The sequence below is a fragment of the Streptomyces tateyamensis genome, assembly GCF_003205575.1.
Classification (GTDB): domain Bacteria; phylum Actinomycetota; class Actinomycetes; order Streptomycetales; family Streptomycetaceae; genus Kitasatospora; species Kitasatospora tateyamensis.
This window is the reverse complement of sequence record NZ_PYBW01000114.1, coordinates 20,971-27,758: the sequence shown is the minus strand read 5'-3', so window position 1 is coordinate 27,758 and position 6,788 is coordinate 20,971. Positions and strand designations below refer to the sequence as shown.

General features: G+C 70.8%; 8 protein-coding genes. 4 read left to right on the top strand and 4 right to left on the bottom strand.

The features are described 5' to 3' along the window. Positions 1-12: 12 nt before the first annotated feature. Both C7C46_RS34435 and C7C46_RS27135 read right to left on the bottom strand, forming a co-directional pair. Positions 13-234: a hypothetical protein gene (locus C7C46_RS34435; RefSeq protein ID WP_146259220.1), complete on the bottom strand. Its 222-nt coding sequence runs from the start codon at positions 232-234 to the stop codon at positions 13-15. Further along, a complete protein-coding gene (locus C7C46_RS27135; protein ID WP_110672569.1) occupies positions 231-767 on the bottom strand; it encodes an RHS repeat domain-containing protein in 537 nt (178 codons plus the stop codon). Before C7C46_RS27135 ends, C7C46_RS34435 begins: the two co-directional genes overlap by 4 nt. Here C7C46_RS27135 and C7C46_RS27130 point away from each other — a divergent pair. Both C7C46_RS27130 and C7C46_RS27125 read left to right on the top strand, forming a co-directional pair. After that, the gene (locus C7C46_RS27130; protein WP_110672568.1) at positions 766-1,683 is read left to right on the top strand and encodes a ricin-type beta-trefoil lectin domain protein; all 918 of its coding nucleotides are present in this window, start codon (positions 766-768) and stop codon (positions 1,681-1,683) included. The genes C7C46_RS27135 and C7C46_RS27130 overlap by 2 nt on opposite strands. A gap of 137 nt (positions 1,684-1,820) precedes the next feature. Continuing rightward, positions 1,821-2,636, top strand: coding sequence for a TIGR02452 family protein (locus C7C46_RS27125; protein WP_110672567.1), 816 nt, complete (start codon positions 1,821-1,823; stop codon positions 2,634-2,636). A 5-nt stretch (positions 2,637-2,641) separates the two neighbouring features. Here the strand turns inward: C7C46_RS27125 and C7C46_RS27120 are convergent, their stop codons facing one another. Both C7C46_RS27120 and C7C46_RS27115 read right to left on the bottom strand, forming a co-directional pair. After that, positions 2,642-3,910, bottom strand: a complete 1,269-nt coding sequence (locus C7C46_RS27120) for an MFS transporter (protein WP_110672566.1) — start codon at positions 3,908-3,910, stop codon at positions 2,642-2,644. Beyond that, a complete protein-coding gene (locus tag C7C46_RS27115) occupies positions 3,907-4,491 on the bottom strand; it encodes an ArsR/SmtB family transcription factor (protein ID WP_110672565.1) in 585 nt (194 codons plus the stop codon). The genes C7C46_RS27120 and C7C46_RS27115 overlap by 4 nt, the downstream gene beginning before the upstream one ends. 245 nt (positions 4,492-4,736) lie before the next feature. Here C7C46_RS27115 and C7C46_RS27110 point away from each other — a divergent pair, with 245 nt between their 5' ends. Next, complete coding sequence (locus C7C46_RS27110) at positions 4,737-5,588, top strand: ABC transporter ATP-binding protein (RefSeq protein ID WP_245985007.1); 852 nt, start codon at positions 4,737-4,739, stop codon at positions 5,586-5,588. Continuing rightward, the gene (locus C7C46_RS27105) at positions 5,585-6,709 is read left to right on the top strand and encodes an ABC transporter permease (RefSeq protein ID WP_245985005.1); all 1,125 of its coding nucleotides are present in this window, start codon (positions 5,585-5,587) and stop codon (positions 6,707-6,709) included. The genes C7C46_RS27110 and C7C46_RS27105 overlap by 4 nt, the downstream gene beginning before the upstream one ends. Positions 6,710-6,788 lie beyond the last annotated feature (79 nt).

Genomic DNA, 6,788 nt, shown 5'->3' with positions numbered 1-6,788 from the left:
TTGGGCGTCAGATCACCCTGGCCGGCTGAATACCCGAGGTTGGGCTCCGCGGGGGTTTCCGAACGGATCGGTCGCACGGCGGGTGATCGTCTGGTTGGCGTCGTTCCCGATCTGGACGCTGTTCGTGCCGTGCGGATCGGCGGCCTGGTAGACGAGCGAGCCCCCGCCCGTGGGGCCGGTGACGCGAGTGATGGTGATGCCGCCGGGCGAGCCGTAATAGCGAACGTCGCTCATCGAACCGCTGGCGGTGTCGAGCGTGAGCTCATCGGCGCCGATGTTGAGCGTGGTCTTGCCGGGGTCGCGGCGGATGAGCTGGTTGCGAGCTGGTTGGCCGGGGCGACGCTTCCGTTGTAGAGGCCGGTCTTGCGGCCCAGCAGGTCATAGCTGTACGCAAGCGTGTTGCCCTTGGCGTCCACGCCGTGGTCAACACGGGAGTTCGCGTCGTAGAACATCTGACTGGTGCCGCTGTCCGGATCGGTCGCGGAGACCTGTCGACCCTGGAGGTCGTATGTATAGCTCCACTTGTTCCCGGCGGCATCGGTCCGCGTGGCATCCTGGCCGGCCGGCGTGTACGCGTACGTCGTCACATCCGCGTCGGCGGTCCGACCGGTCGGCGACGCGGACCGGTACTGCCACAATGCGGTCGTACGGTTGCGCGCGTCAGTGATCGTGCTGGTGGCTGTGCCGCCCTGAGGTGGAGTCACATCGGTTCGGTCAGCGCCGGGATATGCCGTCGCGGTGGTCCACTGCTGCTTGGAGTACGACATGAAGGCGCTGGCCGTAGGCCGACCGGCACCGTCGTACGTGGTCCAGGTCTGTGCCGGAACCTGCGAGTCCTGCGGCGAGAACACGGTGCGGTTCGGCAGTGTCGTGTTGTCCCAGTACGGGGACGAGGCCTTGATTGAAGTTCTCGGCCAGGACAACACCAATGCTCAGGGGTTCATGCTCTGGCCCGACAGTCAAGGCAATGTCTGGCGCTTCGCCATGGCCAGCGCTGACCCTGCCACCGGCTCGTCCTACGACCAGACCTTGGACATCAACAGCAACGCCAACGTCCAGCTGAACACCTGGACTCAGCTGACCGCCAGCTACAACGCCGCCACCGGCCAGCTGAACCTCTACGTCAACGGCGCGCTCGCGGGCACCGGACAGCACAAGCCCTTCTCCTCTGCCGCCGGGTCCTTCGCCATCGGCCGCGGCCAGAACGGCGGCAACAAGAACGTCAACTACTTCAACGGCAGCATCAGCAACGTCAGCGCTACCACCGGCGCCATCACTCCGGGCGTCAACACCTGTGCCATCGCTGTCAGTTCCGCTACCACCAAGTGCCTCGACAACAACGTGGGCGGCACCTCGCCCGGCAACCCTGTCCAGATCTGGGACTGCAACAACTCCAACCCCCAGCAGTGGGCCTTCAACCCCGACGGCACCCTGAGGGTGAACGGCGGCTGCCTTGACACGGTCAACGAAGGGACCCAGAACAACACCCTCGTCCAGTACGCCACGTGTGCCCCCGGTGTCGCCAGCCAGCAGTGGTTCCCCCGGGGCAACGGCAGCATCTACAACCCGGCCTCCGGCCGCTGCCTCGACGACCCCGCCGGCAACATCGCCAGCGGCACCCGGCCGCAGCTCTACGACTGCAACGGCACTCCCAGCCAACGCTGGACTGTCACCAGCGGCTGAGGCCTGACTGAGCAGCACCGAGGGGCGCCGCCGCCGTACCGGCGGGTGCGCTCCCTCGGCGTCCACCGCTCCCAGGCCCCAGCAAGACCCGCCCATAATTCGTCACCCTGACGATAATTCCCCGCTACCATCACCCCATGAGCAACCGCTTCTCCGCCCTCGCCACCGAGAACGAGCGCATCGCCGAGACCGGCCACTACCTCTCCGCCACCGGGGCCCGCGTGGAGATCGCCGCCGCGCTGGCCGCGGCGCGCGCCGGGACCGTGTCCTACTCGCCTGACTTCGTTCCCTCCCCCACCGGCGCGTTCGCCGGGGTGGCGGAAGTGACCGACGAGGACAGCATGAGCGCGGCCCGCCGGATCACCGAGTCCGCACCGGGGCCCGCCCACCTCGCCGTGCTCAACTTCGCGTCCGCGCGCAACCCCGGGGGTGGGTACCTGCGGGGGGCCAAGGCGCAGGAGGAGGACCTGTGCCGCAGTGCGCTGCTCTACCAGTGCCTGCTCCAGGCGCCCGACTACTACGAGGCGCACCGGGCGTCGGCCGACCTCCACTACAGCCACCGGGTGATCTTCTCCCCGCAGGTCCCGGTGATCCGCGACTCCCGGCGTGACCTGCTCGGCGAGCCGTACGCCGTCTCCTTCCTCACCTCGCCTGCCCCCAATGCGGGCCAGCTGGAGCTGCGTTCACCCGGCCGGGCGGTCGACCTCGCCGCCACGCTCGCCGAACGGGCCCGCCGGGTGCTCGGGGTGGCCGCGCAGCACGGGGTGCGGGAGCTCGTGCTCGGGGCATGGGGATGCGGGGTGTTCCGCAACGATCCGGCCGAAGTGGCGGCGGCGTTCGCCGCGGCGATGAGCACGCACGGCGCCCCGTTCACCCGGATCACCTTCGCCGTGCTGGACCGCGCGGCCGGCACTCCCAACCTGGCGGCGTTCCAGGCCGAGTTCGGCAGCTGAGCCGATCAGCTCGCGATCTCCCGCACCCCCGGGATCGGCGAGCGCAGCAGCCAGAGCACCGAGAGCGCCCCGCCCACCCCGGCGACCACCATCGTCTCGCGCAGCCCGAACGCACTGCCCAACGCCCCGCCCGCCAGTGCGCCGAGCGGTCGGATGCCGTAGTTGACCGTGCTGAACGCGCCCGAGACCCGGCTGCGCAGCTCGTCGGGGACCACGCTCGCCTGCAGCGAGTTGAGGTTGACGTCGAAGAGCATCACCCCGGCCCCGCTGAGGAACTCGACGCCCGCCAGGACGGCGGCCCGCGTCCACAGCGGGCCGCCGGCGAGCGCCAGCAGTGCGAGCGGCGCCGGGAAGAGCGCCGCTCCCAACACGACGGTGCGCCCCATCCCGATCGCCCGGGCCATCCGCGGCGCCAGCACCGCGCCGAGCAGGCTGCCGGTGGCGGCGATCCCCATCGCGAATCCGATCGTCCCGGCCGACAGCCCCAACTCCCGGTTGGCGAACAGCACCAGCAGCCCGGCCGGGATGAAGGTGAAGAAGTTCACCGTGGTGCAGCACCCCAGGCTCGCCCGCAGCACCGGGTGCCGGACCACGAACGCCAGCCCGGCCCTGGCCCGTTGCAGCATCGGCTCCGGCCGCTCGGCCGGCGGCGGGGCGGCCACCCGGATCCGGCCGACCAGCAGCGCCGACCCGGCGAACGAGAGCGCGTCGGCCAGCACCGCCACCGGCGCCCCGAGCAGTTGCACCAGCATCCCGCCCAGCGCCGGTCCGCCCAGGTAGGAGGCCGAACGGCTTGCGCTCAGCCTACTGTTGGCTTCCAAGTAGGCCGCCCGCGGCACCAGATGGGCGAAGAACGGCGCGTACGCGGTGTTGAACAGCACCCCGGCGGCCCCGACCACCACCGCCACCACGAACAGCTGGGCCATCGTCACCGCGCCGTACAGGCAGGCCGCCGGCAGCGAGACCAGCGCTACCGCCCGGACCAGGTCGGCGATCACCAACAGTCGCTGTTTGCTGCGCTGTTGGTCCACCCAGGCGCCGGCGAAGACGGCGAGCAGGTTCGGCGTCCAGACCAGCGCGGCAAGCACCGAGACCGCCATCGTGGACGCGTGCAACACCCCCACCGCGATCAGCGGCACCGCCAGGTCGCTGACCCGGTCGCCGAACTGGGAAACCGTCACGCCGCTCCACAGCCTGACAAACCGCCGGTCCCGCCACAGCGAGTCCCGCGACTCCTGCACCGCCGCGACCGGCTCCCCCACCAACACGCTCATGCGTCCTCCCCCTCCGGAAGTTCCGGCAGCACGTACCTCATCAACCGCACCAGCTGCGCCCCCGCCGGCCGCTCCTGCTCCGCCCGGGTGACGTACGGTGCGAGCAACTGCTCGACCGCTGCGCCCAGTTGCTCCAGCTCCTCGGGCGTGAGCGCCACCCGGGTGTGCGCCAGGCCGCCGAGCCGGCGCCACTCGGGCGGCAGTTGCGGCTCCACCTCGGTGAGCCAGCGCTGCGGCAGGTCCGCCACGTCGAGGAACATCTGCAGGGCCAGGCCCCGGGCGGCATCCCCCGCCTCGCCCTCGCCGCCCAGCTCGAACCGGAACCCCTTGGCCACCGCCTCCCAGCGGCGCTGCCTGCGGTCGGGCCCGGGCTCGGCGTCCTGCACCAGACCGCACCCGGCCAGCTGGCGCAGGTGCCAACTGGCCACCGAGGGCGTGGCGCCCACGTGCGGGGACAGTTCCGTCGCCGTGGCCGGCCCGCGCCAACGCAGCTGCGTCAGGATCGCCATCCGCACGGGATGGGCCAGCGCCCGCATCACCTGCGGGTCGGTGATCTCGATGTCGCCCAACGGGTTGCTCATAATCTGAGAGCATCCTCTCAGAAAGTCTGAGAGTCAACTCTCAGATCTCGGCTGCTGCCCGTCCGCCCATGACTGTGCCGCGCAGGACCGGCGTGGGCCCGGTTCGAGTTCCCGGAGCGCGGCTGTCCGACGGCCGCCAGCTCTGGCCCAGCCGCCCGCGGCCCCCTAGATTCGGCGGCATGACAACGGCAATAACCGCTGACGGGATTCGGAAGCGGTACGGGGATGTCCAGGCTGTCGACGGAGTGTCACTCACCGTCGAGAGCGGCGAGTTCTTCGGTCTGCTCGGGCCCAACGGGGCGGGCAAGACCACCACGCTGGAGATCCTGGAGGGGATCCGCGAACCCGACGAGGGGCGGGTCGAGCTGCTCGGGCTACGGCCCTGGCCGCGCAACCCGAAGCTGCTGCCCCGGATCGGGGTGCAGTTCCAGGCCTCCGCCTTCTTCGACCGGCTCACCGCCCGCGAGACCATCCGCACCTTCGCCTCGTTCTACGGCATCGGCCACAGGCGGGCCGACCACTGGCTGGACCGGGTCGGCCTGAGCGAGTCGGCGTCGGTGGCCACCGACAAGATGTCCGGCGGGCAGGCCCAGCGCCTGTCCATCGCCTGCGCGCTGGTGCACGACCCGGAGCTGGTCTTCCTGGACGAGCCGACCACCGGCCTGGACCCCCAGGCCCGGCGCAACCTGTGGGACCTGCTGCGCGACATCAACGCCGAGGGCCGCACCGTGCTGCTCACCACCCACTACCTGGACGAGGCCGAGGTGCTCTGCGACCGGGTCGCCGTCATGGACCACGGCAAGGTGCTGCGCACCGGCGCGCCGGCCGCGCTGGTACGGGAGTTGGACGACACGGTGCGGGTCAGCGTGGAGTCCGGGCTGATCACCGCCGAGCGGGCGCGCGAGCTGTTCGCGTCCGCCGGCGCCGAGGTCTCGGCGGTGGAGGACAACGGCGTGCTGCTCTCGGTGGCCACCCGGCTGCCCGCGCCGGTGCTCTCGGTGCTGGCCGAACAGAACGCGCTGCGCGGCCTGGAGGTCCGCGGCGCCACCCTGGAGGACGTGTTCCTGCACCTGACCGGACGGGAGTACCGGGCATGAGCGCCACCGCACCCGAGACCGACCGCCGCACCGACGACGCTCCCGGGGAGAAGGCCAGCGCCTTCGTCAGCCTGTCCCGAGTGATGTTCGTAGCCTTCCTGCGCGACCGCGCGGCGCTCTTCTTCACCCTGGCGCTGCCGCTGATGTTCCTGGTCCTGTTCGGCTTCCTGTTCAAGGGCGCCACCTCGCCGCACGTGAAGGTGGCGCAGGTGGGCCAGGTCGCCGTGCTGGACTCGGTGCGGGGCGACGAGCGCGCCGGCCTGGACCAGGTGCTGACCATCACTCAGGTCCCGGACGAGGCGACCGCGCTGCAGAAGGTCCGCAAGGGAGACTTCGACGCGTTGGTGGAGCAGGGCCCGAACGGTCAGGTGGTGGTCCGCTACAGCGCCGCCGACCAGGTGCGGGCCGGCGGCGTGCAGGCCGTGCTCCAGTCGGTGATCCAGTCCGCCAACCAGCAGGCCACCGGCCAGCCGCCCAAGTACACGCTGGCGGCCTCCCAGGTCGAGGACCAGTCGCTCAAGCCGATCCAGTACCTCACCCCCGGCCTGCTGGGCTGGGCGGTGGCCACCGGCGCGATCTTCAGCGCCTCGCTCAGCCTGGTCTCCTGGCGCAAGAAGCGGCTGCTGCGCCGACTGCGGCTGGCCCCGGTGAGCGTGGGGTCGATCGTCGGCTCGCGGGTGCTGGTGACCTGCGTGGTGGCGCTGATGCAGACCGCGATCTTCCTGCTGGTGGCCACCACGCCGGTGTTCGGGCTCAAGCTCACCGGGAACTGGTGGCTGGTGGTGCCGCTGGTGCTCTGCGCGACGCTGGCCTTCATGTCGATCGGCCTGGTCACCGGGGCGATCGCGAAGACCGAGGAGGCGGCCAACGGCATCAACCAGGTGATCATCCTGCCGATGTCCTTCCTGTCCGGCGCGTTCTTCCCGCTGGACAACTCGCCGCAGTGGCTGCAGCAGTTCTCGCACGTCTTCCCGCTGCGTTATTTGGTGCTCGCCGCCCAGTCGGTGCTCACCCGCGGCGGCGGCCTGCTGGACTGCCTGCCCGCGATGGGCGGACTGCTCGCCTTCGCCGCCGTGCTGACCGCACTGGCCTGGCGCCTGTTCCGCTGGGAGGACGCCTGACCGGGCGATGACAGAGCGGCCGTGGCCGCCCCGTCACCGACCCGCCGGTGACGGAGCGGCCGCTGACCAGGCGGCCCCG

Bases quoted from the DNA above. Each gene is read 5' to 3' on its own strand.
- C7C46_RS34435 (WP_146259220.1), bottom strand. From the start codon at position 234: ATGAGCGACGTTCGCTATTACGGCTCGCCCGGCGGCATCACCATCACT.
- C7C46_RS27130 (WP_110672568.1), top strand. From the start codon at position 766: ATGAAGGCGCTGGCCGTAGGCCGACCGGCACCGTCGTACGTGGTCCAG.
- C7C46_RS27135 (WP_110672569.1), bottom strand. From the start codon at position 767: ATGTCGTACTCCAAGCAGCAGTGGACCACCGCGACGGCATATCCCGGC.
- C7C46_RS27125 (WP_110672567.1), top strand. From the start codon at position 1,821: ATGAGCAACCGCTTCTCCGCCCTCGCCACCGAGAACGAGCGCATCGCC.
- C7C46_RS27120 (WP_110672566.1), bottom strand. From the start codon at position 3,910: ATGAGCGTGTTGGTGGGGGAGCCGGTCGCGGCGGTGCAGGAGTCGCGG.
- C7C46_RS27115 (WP_110672565.1), bottom strand. From the start codon at position 4,491: ATGAGCAACCCGTTGGGCGACATCGAGATCACCGACCCGCAGGTGATG.
- C7C46_RS27105 (WP_245985005.1), top strand. From the start codon at position 5,585: ATGAGCGCCACCGCACCCGAGACCGACCGCCGCACCGACGACGCTCCC.